Origin of the sequence: Mesorhizobium sp. M0601 (assembly GCF_040320845.1) — a bacterium.
Classification (GTDB): domain Bacteria; phylum Pseudomonadota; class Alphaproteobacteria; order Rhizobiales; family Rhizobiaceae; genus Mesorhizobium.
Map to the genome: position 1 here is coordinate 1 of NZ_JAMYQK010000064.1, position 20,898 is coordinate 20,898.

General features: G+C 60.4%; 18 protein-coding genes and 2 pseudogenes. 11 read left to right on the top strand and 9 right to left on the bottom strand.

Translation table 11 applies throughout. The features are described 5' to 3' along the window. Positions 1-130 precede the first annotated feature (130 nt). Together csgH and NKI41_RS31300 are read left to right on the top strand one after the other, a co-directional pair. A complete protein-coding gene (gene csgH, locus NKI41_RS31295; RefSeq protein WP_352542636.1) occupies positions 131-532 on the top strand; it encodes a curli-like amyloid fiber formation chaperone CsgH in 402 nt (133 codons plus the stop codon). A 169-nt stretch (positions 533-701) separates the two neighbouring features. Further along, complete coding sequence (locus tag NKI41_RS31300) at positions 702-1,115, top strand: curlin (protein WP_352686766.1); 414 nt, start codon at positions 702-704, stop codon at positions 1,113-1,115. Positions 1,116-1,528: 413 nt separating this feature from the next. Here NKI41_RS31300 and NKI41_RS31305 read toward each other — a convergent pair whose 3' ends face one another. Next, positions 1,529-2,725 carry an MFS transporter gene (locus NKI41_RS31305; protein WP_352686742.1) on the bottom strand — a complete coding sequence of 399 codons (1,197 nt, stop codon included), beginning with the start codon at positions 2,723-2,725 and terminating at the stop codon, positions 1,529-1,531. 219 nt (positions 2,726-2,944) lie between these two features. Between NKI41_RS31305 and NKI41_RS31310 the strand changes: the two are divergent. Beyond that, a pseudogene (locus tag NKI41_RS31310) lies at positions 2,945-3,193 on the top strand (glutathione S-transferase family protein); the annotation flags it as partial. A 55-nt stretch (positions 3,194-3,248) separates the two neighbouring features. Here NKI41_RS31310 and NKI41_RS31315 read toward each other — a convergent pair. Beyond that, on the bottom strand, positions 3,249-4,919 hold the full coding sequence (locus NKI41_RS31315) for an FAD-dependent oxidoreductase (RefSeq protein WP_352686744.1): 1,671 nt from the start codon (positions 4,917-4,919) through the stop codon (positions 3,249-3,251). A 161-nt stretch (positions 4,920-5,080) separates the two neighbouring features. Here NKI41_RS31315 and NKI41_RS31320 point away from each other — a divergent pair. The 4 genes and pseudogenes from NKI41_RS31320 to NKI41_RS31335 all read left to right on the top strand — a co-directional run. After that, positions 5,081-5,311, top strand: a pseudogene (locus tag NKI41_RS31320) (SAM-dependent methyltransferase); the annotation flags it as partial. Positions 5,312-5,893: 582 nt separating this feature from the next. After that, entirely contained in the window at positions 5,894-7,249 is a 1,356-nt protein-coding gene (locus NKI41_RS31325) for a selenium-binding family protein (protein WP_352686746.1), read from the top strand. Then, entirely contained in the window at positions 7,246-7,617 is a 372-nt protein-coding gene (locus NKI41_RS31330) for a 2Fe-2S iron-sulfur cluster-binding protein (protein WP_352686748.1), read from the top strand. The genes NKI41_RS31325 and NKI41_RS31330 overlap by 4 nt, the downstream gene beginning before the upstream one ends. A gap of 5 nt (positions 7,618-7,622) precedes the next feature. After that, positions 7,623-8,072 carry a CoA-binding protein gene (locus NKI41_RS31335; RefSeq protein WP_031212498.1) on the top strand — a complete coding sequence of 150 codons (450 nt, stop codon included), beginning with the start codon at positions 7,623-7,625 and terminating at the stop codon, positions 8,070-8,072. A gap of 76 nt (positions 8,073-8,148) precedes the next feature. Here the strand turns inward: NKI41_RS31335 and NKI41_RS31340 are convergent, their stop codons facing one another. The 3 genes from NKI41_RS31340 to NKI41_RS31350 form a co-directional block, all read right to left on the bottom strand. Then, positions 8,149-9,393 (bottom strand): NAD(P)-binding domain-containing protein, encoded by a 1,245-nt coding sequence (locus tag NKI41_RS31340; RefSeq protein WP_352686769.1) that lies wholly within the window; start codon positions 9,391-9,393, stop codon positions 8,149-8,151. A 41-nt stretch (positions 9,394-9,434) separates the two neighbouring features. Further along, entirely contained in the window at positions 9,435-9,992 is a 558-nt protein-coding gene (locus tag NKI41_RS31345) for an OsmC family protein (protein WP_023679231.1), read from the bottom strand. Between the two features lie 308 nt (positions 9,993-10,300). Further along, complete coding sequence (locus NKI41_RS31350; RefSeq protein WP_352686772.1) at positions 10,301-10,852, bottom strand: tyrosine-type recombinase/integrase; 552 nt, start codon at positions 10,850-10,852, stop codon at positions 10,301-10,303. Between the two features lie 320 nt (positions 10,853-11,172). Here NKI41_RS31350 and NKI41_RS31355 point away from each other — a divergent pair, with 320 nt between their 5' ends. Then, entirely contained in the window at positions 11,173-11,754 is a 582-nt protein-coding gene (locus tag NKI41_RS31355) for a VOC family protein (RefSeq protein ID WP_352686750.1), read from the top strand. A 64-nt stretch (positions 11,755-11,818) separates the two neighbouring features. On the opposite strand, the gene NKI41_RS31360 is transcribed toward NKI41_RS31355, so the two are convergent. Further along, positions 11,819-13,057 (bottom strand): YcaO-like family protein, encoded by a 1,239-nt coding sequence (locus tag NKI41_RS31360; RefSeq protein WP_352616271.1) that lies wholly within the window; start codon positions 13,055-13,057, stop codon positions 11,819-11,821. A gap of 151 nt (positions 13,058-13,208) precedes the next feature. On the opposite strand from NKI41_RS31360, the gene NKI41_RS31365 reads away from it, so the two are divergent. Beyond that, positions 13,209-14,942, top strand: a complete 1,734-nt coding sequence (locus tag NKI41_RS31365; RefSeq protein WP_352686752.1) for an adenylate/guanylate cyclase domain-containing protein — start codon at positions 13,209-13,211, stop codon at positions 14,940-14,942. 329 nt (positions 14,943-15,271) lie between these two features. On the opposite strand, the gene NKI41_RS31370 is transcribed toward NKI41_RS31365, so the two are convergent. Together NKI41_RS31370 and NKI41_RS31375 are read right to left on the bottom strand one after the other, a co-directional pair. Beyond that, complete coding sequence (locus NKI41_RS31370) at positions 15,272-16,207, bottom strand: DUF1501 domain-containing protein (RefSeq protein WP_352686754.1); 936 nt, start codon at positions 16,205-16,207, stop codon at positions 15,272-15,274. Between the two features lie 158 nt (positions 16,208-16,365). Beyond that, positions 16,366-17,631, bottom strand: coding sequence for a S8 family peptidase (locus NKI41_RS31375; protein ID WP_352686757.1), 1,266 nt, complete (start codon positions 17,629-17,631; stop codon positions 16,366-16,368). A 228-nt stretch (positions 17,632-17,859) separates the two neighbouring features. Here NKI41_RS31375 and NKI41_RS31380 point away from each other — a divergent pair, with 228 nt between their 5' ends. Then, positions 17,860-18,444 carry a hypothetical protein gene (locus tag NKI41_RS31380; RefSeq protein ID WP_352616261.1) on the top strand — a complete coding sequence of 195 codons (585 nt, stop codon included), beginning with the start codon at positions 17,860-17,862 and terminating at the stop codon, positions 18,442-18,444. Between the two features lie 202 nt (positions 18,445-18,646). Next, positions 18,647-19,117: a DUF3761 domain-containing protein gene (locus NKI41_RS31385; protein ID WP_352686760.1), complete on the top strand. Its 471-nt coding sequence runs from the start codon at positions 18,647-18,649 to the stop codon at positions 19,115-19,117. A 43-nt stretch (positions 19,118-19,160) separates the two neighbouring features. On the opposite strand, the gene tnpC is transcribed toward NKI41_RS31385, so the two are convergent. Further along, the gene (tnpC, locus tag NKI41_RS31390) at positions 19,161-20,765 is read right to left on the bottom strand and encodes an IS66 family transposase (protein ID WP_352686763.1); all 1,605 of its coding nucleotides are present in this window, start codon (positions 20,763-20,765) and stop codon (positions 19,161-19,163) included. Positions 20,766-20,898 lie beyond the last annotated feature (133 nt).

Here is a 20,898-nt window from a genome sequence, read left to right on the forward strand (position 1 = left end):
CCCAATTCGCCCCCGGGGGGGCATCAAAATTCGCCACTGTTGCGCGCCCCGGCCCACAAACCCCGCCCACGGCCGGGGGCGCCCTTAAAATAGCCGGGGCCCGCCGCTAGCCAAGCCAAGGAGACGAACCATGCCCCGCATCGTCAAGCATTCCCGCCGCGTCATGGCGGCACTCGCCCTGGTTCTGGTCCCGGCCGGCGCGCTGGCGACCATGGCCACCGCCGACCAGTCCGTTGGGCCGGTGCGCTGCGAGATCCGCGCCACGCCGGAAGGGGGCATGGTCTTGCTTGAGGCGCTTGCCTATGCCGACAGAAACGTGAGTGGCACCTATTCCTTCCATGTCGAAAGCACCGGTCGCACCGGCGGCACCAGCATCGAGCAGGGCGGCGCCTTCAGCGCCGCGCCCGGCAAGCCAGCTACGCTCGGCGCTGTCACGCTCGACGCAAAGGCCGGCGTCTACGACGCCAAGCTCGAAGTTGCGGTCGATGGCAAGAGCATCGGCTGCGCCGCGCGGGTCGGCGGCGCGACCTGATCGCACCGGCCAGTTCACGAAAAAGGGCGTCGGCGTTCGGCGCCCTTTTCTATGTGTGCCGAGCCGGGAAAAATGACTGAACGACAGCTGAACGACGGGTTCCGGGATGGTTCAGCCGCAATTCGGGAAGGTTGGCCATAGGCTGAGGCAGCCGGAAATGAAGACCAAGATGACCCGCAATATGTTCATAACCCTTACTGCCGCTCTCGTTGCCGGCAGCATCGGCCAGGTGGCGCTGTCCGCACCGGCCTACGCAGGAGGCTGGGTGTCGGTGACATTTGCTCCTGCCAACGCCCGCGACGCCGGCGCCCTGGCGACCGGCCTGCGCGTCTATTCGAAGTATCGCGGCCTGCACGGCGCCAGAATCCGTCAGTCCGGACACGGTAGTGCTGCTGGCCTCGGCCGGAACGGCCGCGGCAATCTGGGCATCATCCATCAGGAAGGCAACGGCCATTCCGCCATCCTGAGGCAGAACGGCAACGACAACGCCTACGGTATTTTCCAGTTCGGAAGGAACACCGAGGCGAATGTCGTGCAGAACGGCGACGGTGGTGGCGGCGCCATCTTCAGCTACGGCTGGTAACGGCCGATAATCGGGGCGCGAGCGGGACTCGATCCCCTTGCGCGCGACCCAATCATTCGGGCCGAACATCTCGGCAGAGCCGAAGATGACCCCGCGGCTTCCTCCTTGGGAGGTTTTTCAACGCGGGCCGATGTCGACCCAGCCCGCACCCCTCGCGCTGCGGCCCACATCGAAAAACCTTCACCGATGCGGACCTTCTGCAGCGGCTTTTCCACGCATAGCAGACGTTCGACGGAACGGGTGATCCTGCCCCGGCAAACACCGATGATGTCAGATAAAGTGCGGCAGACAATGTCACGAGGAAGCGAGGCGACATTTCACGCTCCGCGACAGCCGGAAGTGATCGACAACTTTCCAACGTTTTCCTTCGCGATTGACCCATCCTGGTCAAACACCCCAAACCGGCGGCTGCATCACCGTTCCTCCGGCGGCTTGAGGTGCCGAAACTGCATCAGCAGCAGCAGATCGTAAGCGATCTTCAGTGCACCGCAGATGATCAGGGGCCAAGCCCGGAACGAGGCAGCGAACAGAGCGCCCGCCAGGGCGGGACTGGCTGCGGCAGCCAAACTGCGCGGTACCGATGTGAAGCTCGCGGCGGCTGCCCGCTCCGCCTCCGTGACGACCGCCATGACGTAAGATGAGCGCGTCGGGACGTCCATCTGTGAAAGCGCGGCACGGATCAGCAGCAGGGCGAGCGCCAGAGGGAGCGTCGGCGCAAGCGCCGCCAGCATCAGGGCGATGCTGGACGGAATGTGTGTGAACACCATCGTGTTGATGAGTCCGATGTGCCGCGACAGCCAGGCGGCAACGGGGAATGAGAACGCCGAAAGGACGCCGGACCAGAAGAAGAAAAAGCCCGCTTCCGAAAGCGACAGGTCGAATTTTTCGAAAAGCCACAGGGCAAGCAGCGACTGGACGAGGAAGCCGCCGGCAAAGGCATCAAGGCTAAAAAGGGCCGCAAGCCTGAAAACGATATTCCGCGAGGGGCCAAGCGCGGACGTACTGCCGGAGTCCGACGTTGGACGGCGCTGCGGGATCTGCGCGTAAAGGAGACCGCCGAGCAGGCCGAGCAATGCATAGAGCACGAACATCGCCTTGATGCCGGTGAGTTGATCGAGGCCGGCTGGAGCCAGAAGATCAGGGGTTGCCGAAGCGAGCGCGCCAACCGCGGCTGCGAGCGCACCCACAAGGCTGTAGCGCGCGAACATCTTGGTCCGCGCGGCGTCGGTGACTTCGCGTGTGAGGACGGCATGCTCTAAGGGCACGAACACGCTGACGCTGCCGGCCGACGGGTTGATGGTGCCTGCGAAGGCGATCACCAAGAGCAGCGCGTAGTCGTGGACCACAGCAAAGGCCACACCCGTGGCGACCATCAGACTGGCGGCGGCAAGCAGGAGTTGGCGGTGATCGTGTCGGGCACCAAGGAGTCCGACGGCGATGGTCAAGAGCGCTGAACCGAGCAGCGATCCGGTTGCAATGATGCCGACCTGCAGAGGCGCGAAGCCTAATGCGAGGAGATAGACCGGCAACAGAACGGCCACGAAGCCATCGCCCAGGTCGCGCAGGGCTCGGGCCGCAAAAAGAAAAGTCGCCGGGCGGATCTGCTGCACTGGTCTAGCCTGCCCTCATCACCTGCGTTGGCGTCAACGGCTTTGGCAGCGTCGCTCGACAGGGCCGGAAGATCAAGACGGAGTCGCGTTAGACATTCCAGCGAGGCGAAGGCCATGAAGTTCGGGACGTGGGTCAGAATTCCCCCGTGGTCTTGCTTTGGTAATGTCCAGGAAGGGGCGCATTGCTGCCCGCCAGCCTTGGGGCCGCTGACGACCAGCGACGAGACCTGGCATAAGCAGCGCCTGCCCATGGTCGAGGATCGCACCGGTGGCCGGCTCGGCGAACTTTCCGATCGCCTGGGCAATGCCGACCTGGCTCGATGGTGCGTTCAGCGCCGGTGACCTTCTGATGGTGGCGTGCTGCGCAGGTTGAACGGATCAGGTATACTGGACGAATATCCGAACCTCTCCGCTTATGTAGCCCGCGGCGAAGTGCGGCCAGCCGTCAAGCGTGCTTTCGATGCTTAATTGGCGGTTTTCACGCCGCATCGACCGGCTGATGACATTCTGGTTACTTGACCCTCTAGCTTTGGTTGCGGTCTACTTTATCTTCATTGGCCAGATACTGGTGGACGAAGGCGATGGCCATGCTGCCCTCGCCGACCGCCGAGGCAACGCGTTTGACCGGGCTCAGGCGTACGTCGCCGCAGGCGAAGATGCCGGGCGCGCTGGTCTCGAGCAGGTAGGGGTCGCGGCCATGCGACCAGAGCCCGGCCTTCTTCACGTCGTCGCCGGTCAGCACATAACCGCGTGCATCGCGCGCTACGTCGGCCGGCAGCCACTCGGTCTCGGCGTTGGCGCCGATGAACACGAACAGCCCGCCGCATTGGTGCCGGCTCACCTCGTTGCCGGTCTTGTCGAGAATGTCGATCGCCGTCAGGTGCGTCTCGCCGTGCACGGCCTGGACTTCGGAGTGAAGCTGGACCTTTACGTTGCATTTCGCCCTGAGCTGCTCGATCAGATAGTGAGACATGCTGTCGGCAAGCGCGGGGCCGCGCACCAGCAGCGTCACGCTGCGCGCATGGCCGGAAAAATGCATCGCCGCCTGGCCGGCCGAATTGCCGGCGCCGATCAGGTAGACATCCTGCCCATGCGTGCTGCTCGCCTCGCTGCGCGCGGCGCCATAATAAACGCCTTTGCCGATCAACCGGTCGAACCCGTCGATGGCAAGACGGCGCCAGGCGACGCCGGTTGCCAGGATGAGGCTGCGGGCGCGCACGACATCGGTGCCGTCGAGCACCACCTCGTGCGTCGTCGGGTCGATGCCGGCGACCGAACGGGTGACCAGGATTTCGGCGCCGAGCCGCTTTGCCTGCTGCAGCGCGCGGCTGGCAAGCTCGTCGCCGGAAATGCCGCTTGGAAAGCCGAGATAGTTCTCGATGCGCGAGGATGTTCCCGCCTGCCCGCCGGGCGCCTCGCGTTCGACGACGATGGTGCGCAGCCCCTCGGAGGCGCCATAGACCGCAGCCGCAAGACCGGCCGGTCCGCCGCCGATGATCGCGACGTCGTACTCGGCGCCGCGCGGGCGCGTCTGCAGCCCGAGGCGGATGGCAAGATCGCGCACGGCGGGTGCTTCGATAATCTCCCCGTCCGCCAGCCGGGCAACGGGACCATCGAGAGCCGGCCTGCTGAGGGCAGACCAGAAAGCCTCGGCATCCGACGTGTCGGGCAACAGCCAGGTGAACGAAATCTGGTTGCGGGCCAGAAACCGGCGCAGTTCGCCGCACGCGGTGTCCCAGCGATGGCCGACCAATGTGACGCGCGGCCTCTGCGGCTCGGCAGTGACGCTTTGCAGCCCGCCCATCCGCTCGCGGGCAAGCGCGCTGACCTTTTGGGCCACGTCCTTTGACACCGCGGCGATGGAATAGTACTGCTGAACCTCGATGCGCATGACGCGGGAAGATTCGGCGGCGCGATAGCCACCGGGAAAACCCGAGCCAAGCGCAATCGGCACCTCGCCGAAGATCGTTCCCGGCAGACGCCAACCCAGCGTTCGCTCGATGCCGTCGAAGGTCTTTACGACTTCGATCTTGCCGGCGAGAACCGCAAACAGCGCGGCCTCTCCACCCTCGTGAATCGCGAACTCTCCGGGGCTGAGGTGAAGATCGGCCGCTGTCCGCGCCAGCCGCTCCAGCTCTGCCGCCGGCAAACCCGAAAACAACGGGATTGCTCCCACTTCATCACTTGTCAGCATGGCCCCTCGCGGGAGCCAGTTAGCGTTGTTTTTTTGCCGTGATCAATAAAAAAGCGAGGCGGAGCCGCGTTTTGGCAGAGAGCGCAACTTCCCCGTTGTTGTACCGTTGTTGTGGGGGAGATCGGCAGCCTCGACGCCATGCCACGCATGCTCGTAGCTCGCTCAATCCGGACGGCACGTGGATGATCGTCGAGCCGTTCGCGCACGATCATCTGGCTGTCAACCCCGTCGGGCGCGCCTATTGTGCCGCCTCCGCCTTTGTGTGCACGCCCGCGTCGCTGGCGCAGGATGTCGGGCTCCGGGACTGACGCCCAGGCCGGAGAGGCAAGGCTGAGGGAGGTCGTCACCAGCGGTGGCCTCACCGCTTCCGCCGCACCGCGGAGACGCCGTACAAGGGTCCGACGAAGACACCGTCGGCGAGTGCTCGTTCCTCCACACTCAAAGAACCAGGCATCGTGCACGCAGTGCTGGGTTCGCTCAGCAGCGTCGAGGTAGCGATTGCAACGCTCTCATTTTGCACGCCCGCTCAGACCCCACACGCATTGCGCCGATGGTAGCTCAACCTGATAGGATACCATGTGCGATTGCGATTGAGGATCAGGTAATGGCCGGAAGCGGTCCGATCAATTGTGGTAAGAACGCGCGAGAATGCAGACATCGAATTCGGGGTTCGAAGTCTCGGACTGACCTAACCCAGACGTTCCCGACCGCTGGAATACTGTCTTGAAACCGTGGAAAGAAGCCAGGCGCTTCACTTGGGCTTGGTCCAGGCACTGCTCTCCGATCACTCCGCCAACGTTCCCTCGGGATAAGAAGCTGGCGTTGGGTGGTCCCACGGGGGCTCTGTAGCCAAGTTGTACGTCACCTGCGCACTTCACAAGCCACCCCGGCCATAGCGCCAATGCCAAGCATGCACTAATATTCCAGCTTGCCCCTTTGGGGCTGGCCAGTGATCTGTTCAAAGGGAAGTACCCATGACCAATCATTGCTGTGGACCGGGCTATGCTTCTCCAGCCGAGGCGATGACGGCACCTCGCGAAAAGCTGCTCTATACGATTGCCATCTACACCGGCACGGGCATTCAGAAGCCGGACTATCTGTGCACCATTGATGTCGACCCGGAGAGTTCGACTTACAGCCAGGTGATTTCGCGTTTGCAAATGCCGGGTATTGGCGATGAGCTTCATCACTCGGGCTGGAATGCCTGTTCGTCGTGCCACGGCGATGCGAGCATGGAGCGGAAATATCTGATCGTGCCGGGTGTGCGCTCGTCAAATCTGCATATTGTCGATTGCGGTACCGATCCGCGCAGCCCGACACTGTTCAAGGTGATAGACGGCGCTGAAATCAAAGCCAGGACTAACCTGTCGGCGCCACACACGGTGCATTGCCTCGGCTCGGACATCATCGTTTCCATGCTTGGTGACGCCGAGGGCAATGCCCCCGGCGGCTATTTGCAACTCAGCAAGGAATTCGAGATTGTCGGCCGCTGGGAAAATTCCATGGGCAGGATCAAGTTTGGTTATGATTTCTGGTACCAGCCGCGACACAACGTAATGGTCAGCTCGGAATGGGCCGCGCCCAATACCTTCATGCCTGGCTTTGACCTGGAAGAGGTTGGTCATCTGAAATATGGCCGAGAGATCCATTTCTGGGATTTTGAAAAGAAAGAGCCAAAGCAAACATTCTATCTCGGTGAAGATGGCTTGATCCCACTGGAAGTGCGATTCCATCATAACCCCGACAGCAGTCACGGCTTTGTTGGCGCGGCCCTTTCTGCAAATATCATCCATTGGTGGAAGAACGCGGCGGGTGACTGGCAATGGGAAAAAATTGTCGATGTCGGCAATGAGCCGCATCCCGAATGGCCGATACCAATACCGGGCGTGATCTCGGTCATTCTGCTCAGCATGGACGATAGATACCTCTATCTGTGCAACTGGTTGCATGGCGACATTCGTCAGTACGACATCTCGGACCCTCACAACGCCAAGCTTACCGGACAAGTGTGGATGGGCGGACTTCTCGGCCGTGCGCCTGAGGTCAATGGCGTGAAAGTGACTGGCGGGCCTCAGATGATACAGCTCAGCCTCGACGGCAAGCGCCTTTACGTGACGACCTCACTCTTCTCGACGTGGGATAATCAGTTCTATCCGGAAATCCGCACCAATGGCGGATGCATGCTGATGGTCAATTGCGATACAGAAAACGGCGGCATGGAAATCGATCCGCTATTCGTTGTTGATTTTGGTAAGGAACCAAATGGACCAAGCCGCTGCCACGAAACCCGTTATCCCGGGGGTGATTGCACGAGTGACATCTGGGTATGACCTGCTTCACCATCATTCTCGCCAATCAAGGCGGTGCGGCCTTTGACGTCGATCACCGCAAGCCCCTCTTGCAAAGCTTGCGCGAGCAGGGCGTGGATCTGCCGTATGGGTGCAAGTATGGCGGCTGCATAACCTGTGCGGCCAAAATAATCAGCGGCAAAGTCGATCAAAAAGCGCAGCGGGCGCTGAACAACCGCCAGATCAACAATGGCTATATAATCCTCTGCGTCGCCCGCCCTATGAGCGACTGCACGCTGGAGGTCGGCGTTGAGAGCCACGACAAGCTCTATCGCAACCCCTTCCTTGACCCGCTGGCCGCTCATGAATTGAAAGCCGATATTGCGACCCCGTTGAAAGCAAAGAAATGACCCATATGAATCATGATGAGCCCTATTCGGAGGCTTATCTGCAAGACATTCTGAAATCGGTCAAAACCATCGCGATGGTTGGGGCCAGCCCCGATAAAACTAAATTTTCCTATGGGGTACTCAGGGTGCTGCACGAAATCGGCTACGACATGATCCCGGTCAACCCCAGTCCCGGTCTGGATGAGATTCGAGGGCTTAAGGTGTACGCGTCACTAGCGGCCATCGACCGGCCTGTGGATATGGTTGAGGTTTTTCGCCGCTCCGAAGATCTGTTGGAAGTTGCACAGGAGGCCATCGCAATCAACGCCAAGGTTCTGTGGGGTCAGATTGGGGTGCGCGATGACGCTGCCGCCCAGTTGGCGGAGGAAGCGGGCTTGAAAGTGGTGATGAACCGCTGTCCAAAGATTGAGTTGTTCCGCCCCTTCTGGAAGCCAAAGCTGCATTTGGGAATATGACTGCAGGGGCGCAGAATTCGGGGTTGTCGCGGCAACCAACCTGTTCCCTCTGGAGTCTCAGACGTTGATTCTGCTATCAGATTGAATTTTGCCCGAGGTACGATGCCAGATGATCGCTGAGATCACGCGCGTCGTCGCCAGCGCCGTCGATCAGAGCAGACTTGCGGCGGCGCAGAAACTGCGTCCCCATCAGGTACAGGCCCGGATGTTCCGCTACACCGCCGTCGTGACGGACGTGGCCCTTGCGGTCGAGGACCGGCAGTTCCAGCCAGGAGTAGTCCGGCCGGTAGCCGGTGGCCCAGATGATCGTCCTGATAGCGTCTCCGGCAAGATCGAGGCCGAGCGGCGGGTTGTCCTCGACACGGGTCGGCGGCGGGCGATCCGGCGGCCCGACCGTAGCGTCCAGGCCGTTGGCGCGCGCCCATTCGTCGATGAGGTCGAGCAGCCGGGCCATCTTGAGATCGGAAAGCGCGCACATGTTGCGCAACGACCCCGCAAACTGGGCCTTGCCGTCTTCGGTGATGCCGGCAAGACGACCGATGAGCCGGACGCCGAGGTCGTCGAGCGCATTGAGGTCGAGGGTGATGCGGTCGGGCGTGCCGGCAAGCTGTAGCGAAGGAACCCGTCGCGCCCGCCTGATGTCGTCCACCTCGTCGTAACGCTCGTCGAGCACGCCGGCGGCGTCCATCCACCATTCCAGGTCCTTGCCGCGATAGACGCGGGGCGCCCGGATGTGCTCGCCCACCGACAGGGTCACTTGACGCCCCGAACGCTGCAGCTCCTGTGCGATCTGGGTGCCGCTCGACGACGCGCCCACCACCATCACGCCACCGTCGGCGACCTGACCCGGATTGCGGTAGGACTGTGCCGTCAGCATGGCGACCGACGGCGGCACGCGGCTGGCGACGTCGGGCAGGCGCGCGATGTTGCACGCGCCCGACGCCAGCACGACGGTCCGACACCGCCACTCGCCGCGGTCCGTGCGCACAAGATATCCCGCCCCGTCGCTGCGAACCGAGGTGACGGTCGTGTGGGTTCTGACCGGAGCCGAGATCGCCTTGGCATAGTTCCCGAGGAAGTCGATCACCTCAGGCATCGTCCGGTAGCCGTCGGGATCGTCGCCGTCATAGCGAAAGCCCGGCAGCCGGCTCTGCCAGTTCGGGGTGAGCAGCCGCAGTGAATCCCATCGCTCGGTGCGCCAGGTATGGGCGATCTCGCCGCGCTCCAGCAGCACATGGTCGATAGAGCGCTCCGCGAGGCAGCGGCTCATCGCGAGCCCCGCGTGCCCCGCGCCGACGATCGCTGTGGTGACGGAACTAATCGCACCCTCTCATCAGGAGAGTCTACGGTTCGAAGCGCCTTTCAATTCACCACGACCGTGACGTTCGTCGGATTGGTGACAATGTCATAGACCGCCGACCGCTTCTGCGACTGAGCGACGATAGCCTCGATGTCCTCGCGCTTGGCGTCGGCGTCGATGTTGTATTTCACCGTGATGCCGCTGAAGCCGTTGCGCACGTCGCTGTCGATGCCGAGAATTCCGGCGAGATCCATGTCGCCTTCGATGGTCGCCTTCACCGACTTCAACTGGATGTTCCGGTTCTGGGCAACCGCGGCGATGCCGGCGGTCAGGCAACTCGCCAGTCCGACCAGCACGTATTCGACGGGCGTGGCGCCCTTGTCCTGGGAAGCGAAGACCTCCGGATGGTCTGCGTCGAATGTGAAGGTGGTCTTGCGATGCTGATCCTCGCCGAGACCGTAGAAGCTCTCGACCGACGAGTGGCTGTGGGTGCCATCCTTCCATTCGCAGGCCGCGCGCCACTTGAACTGCGCTGCCTCCGGGGCGTTGGTAAGCGCTTCGCGTGCGCCGAGCAGCGCCTCTACGTTAACACCGTTGTTTGCCTGTACTTCGGAAGCCATAATTATTATCCTCCCTACCTTGCACTGGCTCAAAAACCCGACCGATCTCACTGACCTCCCGATCAGATTTCACCATGGCGCGGCATGCTATGGGTCGCGAAGCGTTTCTTCAAGTTGTTTCCGCAGCGGAATGTTCGCCCTCATGTGCCGAGTTGTGCCTTTGCAGGCTCTGGCGCGATCACGACCTTCAGCGCGCTCAATTGCAGTGTCTGCTTCCGGGCGGAGGCAAAGTTCGCCTCTATGGCCGACATTGCGGCGCAAAGCCGCTGGACCCAACACCCGCGCGACCCACGCGAGGTCGTCCATTTTCAGATTTCAGTTCCCTCGGCCAGCGTCAGTGCATCCTCGACGTCGACGCCGAGATACCGGACGGTGTTCTCAATCTTGGTGTGGCCGAGCAGAATTTGAATTGCTCGGAGATTCCCGGTGGCCTTATAGATAATGGAGGCCTTGGTACGACGAAGCGAGTGGGTGCCATAATCCTCACGGCGAAGGCCAACCGCCGAAACCCATTCATCGACCAGGCGCGCATACTGCCTGGTGCTCAAATGGCCAGCATGATCGACCCGACTGGGAAAGGCAAAATCGTCGACCGCTCCACCTCTACGTTCGAGCCATGCAAGTAGGCTTGCTCGGGCGTCTGCCATCAGTTCGAATTGAACTGGCCTCCCAGTCTTTTGCTGCACAACCATGGCCCGAGTCCGAATCTCAGCGCCACTCACTAGCGCGCCAATCTTGAGCTTCACCAAGTCGCAACCACGCAACTTGCTATCGATCGCAAGGTCGAACAGCGCTCGGTCCCGTGATCGACCTTCGCGGTCGAGAAAGAACCGGATTTCCCAGATTTGACGAACCTTCAGAGGTCGTTTGACGCCTACTCTCTTGCGGCCTTGTCGGCGAGGTCATACTGCGAATGTCCCATATCGTTTCTCCTCAGACCACTATTGGCCAGAGCACAAACGTTCGGGAGGGGCCGTTTGCTGACGGACAGGTCTGCGCTCGAATGACCGGGAAGCTGCCCTTCAGAGGCCGACCCATAGCGGCCGTCCCCCGCGATTTGCAAGAGCTGTTGCAAGTTGGACATCAGTTGAGCCGTAGCTGAGTCGTTGCGAAACGCGTACGGAAGCATAATCTTGGGCGGTGTGTGATGTGAGCCGGCGATGCTGCGCGAGGTTCCCCAATGACTTACGAGGCCGCCAAAAAACCGTTGTTCCGAAAACTCGACAACTATCTACTTCGTGTAAGCGATCTTGAGGAAGCCATATCCTTTTATCCGGATCGGCTCGGCCATGCCCTCATCTGGCGGGACGCAGAAGCCGCCGGATTCGCGTTGCCTGAAACTGATGCAGAACTAGTAGTTCATCTTCGTATTGGTCCAGAGACCGATATTCTGGTTGATGACGTGGACGCGGCATTTCGAGAACTTTTGGCAGCGGCGGAAAAGGCAGTGGAACCGCCCTTCGACATCGCGATCGGTCGATGCGCCCGTGTTTGTGACCCATTCGACAACGTACTTGTAATATTGGATCAATCGAAGGGAACGTTCACCACGGACGAGGAGCAGAATGTTATCGGCGTAGAGCCCGCGCGTTATCCAACCGTCGACATTCACCTGAGCTCGGCCATCAGTCGGAGGAACGGATTGCGCTGGAAGCGGCCATCCAGCGCTGCCAAAGCCGGCAAAGGCCAGAACGGCGCGGTTGCAAATGTACTCTTCAAAATTCCGGTTCATATCTCCAAATACGGCCGATTCCCTCGCTAGCATCAGCCGCGTAGCTTTCGGAGAATGGAAATATGATGCTCGTGGCCGTCCCCCGACACTGGCGCTAAAACGGGAACGGATCTCGGCATATGGAGCCCGCAGGCCTGAGGCCAAGCGTGCCTGGAACAGAATAGAGCCTGCCCGGACCAAACCTTGGTTTGGTCGAACGCAAGCCTGGAGCGAAAATGCGGGCAAGGGACTGCTGCTCATCCTGCATCAGGATGACGGCGAAGATCCCCAGGTTTCCTTCGTGGCAGAGTTTAACGCAGGAGGCGTAGTCAAGTGTCGATTCATCCGCGCAGGCAGGGCCACTATTCCCACCCTGCAAATATGGACACAGCCCAAGATCCGTCTCTTGATGCCAGCGATAAAGTTGCCGCGCCCCGGGCGTAAAGCGGATCGTTCCCTGGCGCTGCGCCTGTTGGGAGAGCAGAGCCAGGTTCGCTTCGCATTGAGCTAGCTCGCCAAGCGCCCTTGTGGCAGCTGCTGGCCACGAAGCGCCTGCCGCAAACCCCATCGCCGGACGCCGACCGGAACTGTCGCTGGAGATTGCCGCAACTATTGGAACAGCCAAATCCAGCGTAAGTCGCAGAAGCCGCAATTCGCGACCTCGGTGCCGAAGCCAATCCTCGTAAGAAGATACGGTGTCGCTTGCCATCGACTTCGGATCGATTCGAGGCAGAACAAGTCGATTGTACCACCAGATAGAGGTCGCATCTCGCTCTATCAGCTCGAGAAGAGCGCTCATCGCAGCGTCCTTGGGGTTGATGCCCAGCGCAAGTCCGTTTGAGTCGGCAGCCGGCAGAGATGATTCCTCGCCACCGGGATCATATCCGAGGAAACACAGCCCCGCGGGCACCCAGGCTTGCTCCGTGCCGAGCTTGTCGTCACTCAGGATCCAGTCTTCAGGCGTGGATCGATCCCAGCGGGCCGGAACCATGTTGCGGAGCTGTCGGTCGCCGGCCTCTCGCCGGTCGTATTGCTCTTCGCTGAAAAGAAGGATGCCGGGCGGCTCGACGACCCGCCCATCGATCGCATCGGCACACGACCGGAGAATTCGCCTCTCTGGAATGATCTGGGCGAAGTAGGTCTCGTCCGCCTCATAAAGGCAGCCTTGCAGCGCCTGCTCGACTGTCCTGCCCCAACCAGACACGAAGTAAGCGCTCTCATCGCCATCCCTGGCGGCGCGAACGCGGCCGGCCGCCACGGTGAGAGGACAGCCGAGCAATGGGTCCGAGATCACCACCGGGCCATAAAGAAGACTCGACCCCACGCAGACCTCGAATGTGCGGATCTTTCGCATTGCGAGCGCTTCTGAACGGACTTCGCTCTGTCGTATGTCCGAAGCTCTCGTGTGGCAGTTTACACGCTGCCATGCGCGATAGCATCATGCAAATGTGCTAAAGTACGTTCGGACGTCCGACCCGAGGTATGGATTGACCCGAAAGCATGGATTGACCGCAAACAACGGCACCCTGAAGCGGCGCCTGACTGCGATCGTGGCCGCTGACGTGGTCGGCTATTCGCAACAAATGGCGGAAGACGAGGAAGGCACGTTTACCCGCGTCCGAGCGCTGATGCACGACGAGGTCCCAGGCTACGTTCACCGGCATGACGGCCGCGTTGTAAAGAACACCGGCGACGGTGTCGTCGCGGAGTTCCCGAGCGCCGTCGAAGCGGTCCGGTGTGGCGTGGCTATTCAGGCCTATCTCGCAAGCCCCGAGCGATCGTCGCCCGGCCTGTTGCTTCGAATGGGCATAAATTTCGGCGATATTATTGTCGACGGCGACGGAGACGTGTTCGGCGACGGTGTGAACGTGGCTGCACGCCTTGAACAGATCGCAGCCCCCGGAGGCATTTGCCTTTCGGCAAAAGTGCATGAGGAGGTCCGCGCAGGGCTGCAATTGCCCTTCGAATATTGCGGTGAGTTTCAGCTCAAGAACATTCCCCGACCCGTGGCAGTCTACTCGCTTATTCACAGACCCGACGGCCCGGCTCCGAGGATCGGCGCCGAGACTTCGGGCTCGAACACGCCATCGATCCTGGTCCGCCCATTTGTCAGCACCGGCGGCGTGGAACCCTATTTCAGCGAAGGGTTCACAGAAGACATCATCACCGAGCTGACGCGGTTCACGCAGCTCTCCGTCGCGTCATATCATACCTCGTTGCGGCTCAGGGATGTGGAACTGCCGAAGCTGGTCTCGGATATCGGGCTCGATTTTGAGCTTTCGGGGCGAATCCGCAGGATGGGGAAGCGTATCCGCCTGTCGTGCGAACTGGTTGACGCCACGTCCGGCGGTGACGTTTGGGCCGAGCATTATGACAGCGACGATCAGGACATATTCGATGTGCAGGATGAACTGGTCCGCAAGATCGTGGGCACGGTTATCGGGCGCCTCAAGGCAGCGGGTGCTGAGAAGGCGCGACGCAAGCCGCCGGCCAACCTGGCGGCCTATGAGTGCGTGTTGCGCGGCAATGCCCTGCCGCTGGGCGACCTCGCCTCCGAAGCGGAAGCCAGGCAATGGTATCAGCGCGCCATCGACCTCGATCCGACCTATGGGCGCGCCTACGCCAAGCTGGCTCACTGCAAGCAGCTGGAATGGTTTCGCGACATGGCACCTTCCGATGTCCTGCTCGACGAGGCGCATGCAATTGCCAAGAAGGCGGTGGCGCTCTCCGCCAACGATCCGGTTTGCCTCAACATTCTCGGCTGGGTGCTGCTGCACTTGCGAGACTTCGACGTCGCCGCGCAACTCTACGCACGGGCCCTCTACCTCAATCCGAACGATCCCGAGCAGGTTTCTTATCTCGGCACCCTCTACACATTTGGCGGCGAGCCGGATCGCGCCATGCAATGGTTCGAGCGGGCGCAGGTGCTCGATCCACTCTACGAACCATCCTGGTATTGGCCGTTTCGCGGCATCGTCCACTTCATTGCGGGCCGGCCAGAGCAGGCATTGGTCGCTTTGAGCCGTTCATCGACAATGCCGGCATGGGTTACCGCCTACATGGCCGCTTCGAGCTCGGCGCTTGGCCGAGACAGCGACGCAAAGTTGTATGCGGCTCGCGTGTTGGCGGGTACGCCCAGCTTTTCTTGCCGTCGATTTGTGGCCAAGGAGCCCTATCGGCTGGAGGAGGATCGGGCCACGCTGTTCAAGGGGCTGCTCGCCGCAGGGCTACCGGACTGAAATTGAAGTTTGCTATCGGCAGCGGTGACAACCTGCACTGCACCACCTACCCTGTGGACAGAGCCATAATGTCACCAAGCCCAAAATTAGGGTCGCACGATGGAGCGGTTCGGATAATCGCGGGGCTCACCGAAACCGCAATAGGATCAGCAACTTGGGCTCGCTCGGTGCATAGTAGATGTAGCGGAACGATGTCCCAAGGTCCTGCAATTTGTACAGAGCATAGCTACTCGCCGCAAGACGGCCGCAACGATCCCTCAATCGCAGGATATCCGGCGAGATCTGCCGATCATGGAAGGAATAGTTCAACCGTGCCCGATTAACGGCAATCAACCTGCATCCCGAAACAAACCAATTGACGCCGGCAGTTCAGCAGCGCTCGGAAATACCTTAGCAACAGTCCGGTCGGGAAGGCGAAGATGCTCAATTAACACGGCCTTGATTATTGCTCGCAGATCGGTCGTAGCGGCAAGATCGGTTCCGCCGCGAAGTTGGCTGGGTGCCAGCCCAGGCCACTGATTGCCGACTCGGCCGCCGGCAACGGCACCGCCCATCAGGAACGTGACGCTGGCCGTCCCGTGATCGGTTCCGCCGTCTGCGTTGAATGGCACTGCACGGCCGAACTCAGTCACGACCAAGACAACTGTTCTGTTCCAGGCCGTTCCAGACGCTTCGGCGAACGAAACGAGCCCGTCTGCCAGGGCCTTCAATGCTCGCGCCAGACGCACGCCCTGGCTGATGTGCGTGTCGAACCCAGGCAATTCGAGCGTTGCGATCCGAGGACCGCCCTCCGTTGCCAGCGCCTGTGCCGCACGGGTCGCCGCGCAAGTGAACCTGGCCGCTTGGCATAAGCTTCGCTGCGCGAGCGGATCTTCCACACATTTCGATCCGCCCACCTGTGCTTGCTCAGGGGAAAGCAGGGCCAAGTCCAGCAGCGGATTGCCCCACGCCAAATCCGATATGAGATCGATGGATCGGTCGGCCGGACCGATCCGCCATGGTTCAGTCCCTAAGGCGAGCGAGGCCAGTCTGGGCCAGCCGGTGAGGCCGTCAAAGTCGCTCCCGAACAAAGCAAATTCCGAGACTGCATGAGATCTTTCCACTCCCGCAATGGCCGTCCCTGGGACGATCAGCAACTCCCCGGCATTAAAGTAGGACAGAAGCGGCGCCAGTGCTGGATGAAGCGCAAAAAATCCGTCCAGCTTGAGTGTTTCGGTCGCCCCCTCCTCATTCACAAGCGCCTGAGCTTCGCGCAGGGTTAGCAATTCAGGATCCCCAAACGGAGGGATCGCCGCAACGCAATCGAGTCCACCCCGGAGAAATACCAACAGGAGTTTCGGCTCGCATGCCGCCGGTTCAGCCCTTGCCGCGATTGGACGAAGCATGGAGGATAGTAGAATCCCTTGCAGGGCTGCCCTTCGGGTCAGTTGCATTTTGGGTGCTTTGGTGTGGTAGCGTCCGACTTGCCCGCAGTCACGTACGCAACTGTGTCCGCGTCAGGATAGGTACTATCCGTAAGGTCGCCTGGCGACACTGACCCGCGAACCAACAAACCAGCCAGAATTGGTGCAGCGAATGAAGTTCCCCAACACACATTCTGTTGCGGATTATTTGAATCATCCGACAGCCACAAGGACCGCGCCTCGACGCCAGGTTCTGCAAACGAAGCGCCGAATGCACTGCCTTGCCACAGCTTGTCGGACCACTTCATAGTCATTGGATCATATTTACTGTCAGCCGCAGAAACACTATATATCGCCCCAGGACTGACCGGCGAAGTATACGGTGCAGAATTTGCCGGCGTGAACCCTTCGGCCCACGACCATCCGCCATTGCCATTTGCTCGCTCCGCATTTCCTGCCGCCACAACAATTTGTAGTTTCCGATCCGCCATCAAATGAAATAGCATATCTAACAAAGTTATATCATTGCTGTATCCGCCAGCCCTTGCACTCTCAAGAGAGTTAGCTCCCCAGCTTATGTTTACAACGTCACCAGCTTTGGCGTGATCCAAGACGTATCTTATTGCTTTAACAGGTTGGTCCCAAACGCTTACAGTTACATCATCACCAAATATTTTAATGATATTCAGAGATACCTTAGGGCTAACCCCTGCCAGCCCTGTGTAGTGCGACGATCCATCTTTAAAAGTCCTTCCTCCAATGATACCTGCGACCATGGTTCCGTGTCCCAGCTCATCATCCACGGCCCCCATCACGCAACTGCCTTGCGTACAGTCGACCTTTGTCGCCACATTCAGAAGATTTGAACTGACCGCAACCGGGTCAACTCCGCTGTCTAGCACCCACACCTCGGGGCCGTATGTGCTTTCCACCGGTGACCCGACCACACGGCAGACGTTTGCGGGAACGTCCTGGATAGTGGTGGTGGTATCCTTTTTGATTATCCTCGGATTATTTTTGCATCTAGCTGCGTCAAAGAGGGTAACAGAAAATGGATCTGCAAGTTCAAACCCTTGAGATTCAAGCTCTTTAACTCTTGTTTCCGTAATTTTTAACGTTAAAAAGCTTTTACCTATTTCGGGAAAATCTACCGAAATCACTTCCTTTTTGTCAATTTTCTGAATTTCTGCTTTAAAATCCGCCGAGTTGTTCGAGTTCATAGGCATGTCGCCGTAAGGCGCAACAAATGTCGCGGCGATCTCATTTGCAGGCATCTCGTCTGCCAATGACGATCTCTGAGTGGCAGCCAATGACAACACGCTCACGATAAGAACAGCGCGGAACTGTAGAACGACCACAGCAAGCCTCCTACGTCTACGGAAACAGCATGCCCCCAAAGGCAGTGCGCTGTCTATAAGAACATGAATTGGGCGTCGTTCCACATCGAGAGCTATCTTGCGGTAGCTGCGAAACGCGCATACGCTCACAGATGGTCCTGTGTTGAGAACCATGCGATGCCCAGAGCGAATCTCAGGAAGGGTCGACAAGCGCGGGAAATCGGCGCGGCCATTGTCGAGACGTGGCTCAAACTCCTGCCTACGCCGGCCACCATCTTGTCGGTCGATAGTACGGTTGGAAACCCTCTGAAGATTACAATAAATCGCCAAATGTTCACAGCTGCCGGCCAAAGTATCAACCTTCGCGACAGCGGTGGTAGTACTAAGACTAACCTCAAGGTCGGAACCCCAAGCGCGGTGGCGGACTATAAGCAGCAACTGCCGATATTCCTTGCCGACGGAGCCACTCCTTTTCCAACGGCGGGCGATTTCACGAACGGGTTGGCCTTTTCTAATGTCGGCAGCCCCAGTTCTCATTTGAAAGCCGAACTTACGGCCGTTTTGAACCAAATCGTCGATGGGGTGACGGTGGAACCTGAATTCGACGAGGCGGGAAAAATCTACGTCGTGGTACCGCAGATACCGGAAGACATCCTTATCAGGGCCGACCTGCTCGACTACTTGGAAAAATACCATAGATTTGGACAGGGGCGACATTATCATGACGAGCTTGGCGCGGCGGTGCTGTTTGGCTGCAGGTAGCCGGACTTAGCCCGGCAAGGCGCATCCCTTGGAGCGCCTTATTGCGGTCCGGCTCCAGCTGGTAGGGCTCCTTGGTCGCGAAGCGTAGTACAGAAAATCTAGGGGCGCTTTGCAACGTGTTGAGGGGCTGCGCCATCCTAGCCGCGGGCGGTAGCGCTTTTTGGCTTGGCCATCGGAATTCGAACAATTATGCACTGCCCGTATGCTTCGTCATCTCAGAAGAATTTATCGCCGCTTCATCAACAGCCCCGGGGCTGTTGGCTCTGCAACGTTCATAGTGCTGATGATCTGCTTGCTTCCATTTCGCGGGGAAACAACCTGCAGCGACGGCGCGCATTCCAGCTCAATCGGCAGGCGCGGTGCTTGCTCGCACCACGGCGGCGTCGGCATGCGCGGCGGAACAATACCGCTTGTGCTTAGCTTGGCCGGCGGACTGTTCGTCGGCATCCGGCGGGCGGCCCATGAACGAACTTTTGAGGCGCTCGACAACTTGGACCAAGTTATCGACGCAGTCGACAGTGCCTTGAAACATGGCTTCTCCCAGCAATCGGCCAACGGGGGGTCTTTGGCCAATGACAAGATCACGACCGCCAACAGTCGCCGATCGGCCGAGTATGTCCGCGATCAGTTGAAGCGGGCAGACAAGCGGCGCCGAGAACAACAGCGGTCGTAGCTTGGCACCGGACGGTAGACGGTAAGCGGGCAGCTGAGGCCGTTCAGCGCTGGTAATTCCATGGCATGAGGGCGTCGATATCGCTGTTTGGCCAGCCATTGGCAATGCGCTCGAGGGTCAGGGTGAGCCAGGCGTGTGGATCGACCTGATTCATCTTGGCGGTGGTCAGCAGGGTTGCGATGGTGGCCCATGTCCGTCCGCCGCCGTCGCTGCCCGCGAAGAGGCTGTTCTTTCGGGTAATTGTCTGCGGCCGGATGGCGCGCTCGACGGTGTTGGAGTCGATTTCGATGCGGCCGTCGGTGAGGAAGCGCTCGAGCGCGCCACGCCGGCCGAGCGCATAGCGGATCGCCTCGGCGGGCTTCGATTTTCCCGACAGCTTGGGCAGCTCCTTTTCCCACAGCGCAAAGAGAGCGGCAACGATGGCGGCGGATTTCTCCTGACGCGCAGTAATCCGTACTGCCGGGTCCTGGCCGCGTACGGCCTCCTCGGCGGCCCACAGTGGGGCCATCTGCGCCACCGTCTGCGAGGCGATAACGGAGGAGCCTGCGGCATGCAGTTCGTAGAACTTGCGCCGCACGTGCGACCAGCACGCCGCCAGCATCACGCCGTCATTGCCCCGATCGGATCGGGCCAGCCGGTTATAGGCGGCGTATCCGTCGACTTGCAGGATGCCGCGATAGCCGTCCAGATGACGGGCGACACATTCGCCGGCGCGGCTGTCCTCGAAGCGGTAGGCGACGATGGGCGGTCCACTGCCGCCAAAGGGCCGATCATCGCGGACATAGGTCCAGAGGTAGGCCGTTTTGGCCTTGCCAGATCCCGGCGCCAGCGTTGGCAGCGTGGTCTCATCGGCGAAGACCCGCTCCCCCTGCTTGATGCGAGCCAGTGCGTAATCGGCGAGCGGCTCGAGCTCGAAGCCGAGCTTGCCCATCCACTGCGCCATCTGTGACCGGTCGATCTCGACCTGATCGCGGGCATAGATCGCTTCTTGGCGGTAGAGCGGCAGGCCATCGGCGTATTTCGACACTGCGATCTGCGCCAGCAGCGCTTCGGTCGGAATGCCGCTTTCGATGATGCGGGCGGGCGCGGCTGCCTGGATGACGCCGTCCCGACCCTTGTAGGCATATTTGGGGCGACGCGTGACGATCACCCGGAACTTCGCCGGGGTGACATCGAGCCGTTCGGAGACGTCCTCGCCGATCAGGATCTTTTCCAGCGCTTCGCAGCCAGCAGGCGTTTCGGGCTCGATAACCACCTCGACCCGTTCGAGATGGGCCGCAAAGCCTTTGCGAGGGCGCGGGGCGCGCTTCGCTTTCGAGCCGCCCGCAGACTTCTCCATCTGCGCTTGGATGGCCGCCACCCCGGTTTCGATCTCGTCGAAGACCAGAGCGTACTGCTCCTCGCTCAGCGCACCGGCCCGCAACCTTTCGGAGCGGCTGCCGAAGCGCGACCGCTCCAGCATCTTCACCACCGCCGTCAGTCGTGCGATCCGCTCCTCGGCGCTCTTGTTGACCAACTCGAGATGCGTATTGTGGGCTTCGAGATCGGCATTACGCTCTTCCAGACCGGCGGCTTTTTCGGCCATGGCAACAACCATCGCCTTGAGCGCGTCAACGTCGTCCGGGAGCGCGAGATCGGGTGCCGACATGGCCAAAATCAGAGCATATTCGCGGGCAATTTTCCCGCGTTTTCAGGCCCCTGATTCATCATGCCGCAGGGTTTTACCCAACCGATTGCGGCCGCCTGACGGTCTCCGTTCGAACCCGTTTCCAGTCCATTCC